This window comes from Vibrio sp. YT-19(2023) (assembly GCF_033337395.1).
Genome location: NZ_JAWOQN010000143.1, coordinates 1 through 1,122, shown reverse-complemented (window position 1 = coordinate 1,122; position 1,122 = coordinate 1). Strand labels below are relative to the sequence as shown.

General features: G+C 44.5%; 1 protein-coding gene. It reads left to right on the top strand.

Annotated features, from left to right (window positions below):
- Positions 1 to 699: 699 nt before the first annotated feature.
- Positions 700 to 852 carry a hypothetical protein gene (locus tag R7E78_RS24455; RefSeq protein WP_318058383.1) on the top strand — a complete coding sequence of 51 codons (153 nt, stop codon included), beginning with the start codon at positions 700 to 702 and terminating at the stop codon, positions 850 to 852.
- The last annotated feature ends 270 nt before the right edge of the window (positions 853 to 1,122 follow it).

Sequence of the window (1,122 nt, the reverse complement as noted above, 5' to 3'; positions counted from 1 at the left end):
TTGTATGTTTATTTCATGATTTATTTGGCTCCACCAACACAAATAGTTCTGCAACTGGACTGGGTACGTTGTGTCGTCTTCTGATGACATATAAGCATACCTGGAGGTTTGATAGTGAATTATTCAGGCTTCTTTCTGTCCCTTCATCCTTTTCTCCCAACTATTCCTAATTTAGCTCTGTCATAAGTTCCTTCTTGCGGTGCAGAGTTTGTTACGACAACACTTAATGTAGGGTCATTAAATAATTGGTTGGCAGCAAGAGGGTTCCTGGTTTGAACCCCAGGGTAAGGGAGCCCCTCTGTGCGGAGCCTGCATGTCCTCTCTGTGTCAGTGTGGGTTTTCTCCGGGTACTCCGGCTTCCTCCCACAGTCCAAAGACATGCAGGTTAATTGGTGACTCTAAATTGTCCGTAGGTGTGAATGTGAGTGTGAATGGTTGTCTGTCTCTATGTGTCAGCCCTGTGATAGTCTGGTGACCTGTCCAGGGTGTACCCTGCCTCTCGCCCAATGTCAGCTGGGATAGGCTCCAGCCCCCCCGCGACCCCCATCAGGATAGCAGCTTTGGAAAATGACTGAATGAATGTTACAAACTCACTAAACCTGTGCAGTATAATCCAAGTCTCATTTGCTCAGTACTTCCCAAACACATGCATTTTCAGTAAAAACTTAATTAAAACTGAGGTGAAGGTGAAACTTTTCTATGCCAGACTCCATTGACAAAATCAGTAATTTTACCTCGCTGAACACAGGAGCTGCTGGTCTACCTCTGCCTCGATCAGTTAGTCAGTTTGTGTTATTGTGTGACTTTGGTGAATCTGACCTAACCCTTTCATACGCCAAAGTTGCACAGTAACACAAACTAATTGATCAAGGCAGCAATAGACCAGCAACTCCCATGGTCTGTGAAGTAAAATTACTGTTTTTGTCAATGGGGTCTGGTGACTGTGACGAGAGCATGGATGGGGAATTAAATCTGTTAATGGCTCCACCGTCAAAATGGGTTATCGGACGGAATTGTAAAGCGGTGAAATTACTCACTTAAACGGCCATAGATGTTTTTAGATGGGACTTTTTTCAGGTGGCTAAATATGTTTTGTTGCCCCCAAAAAACCAAGATGGGGGT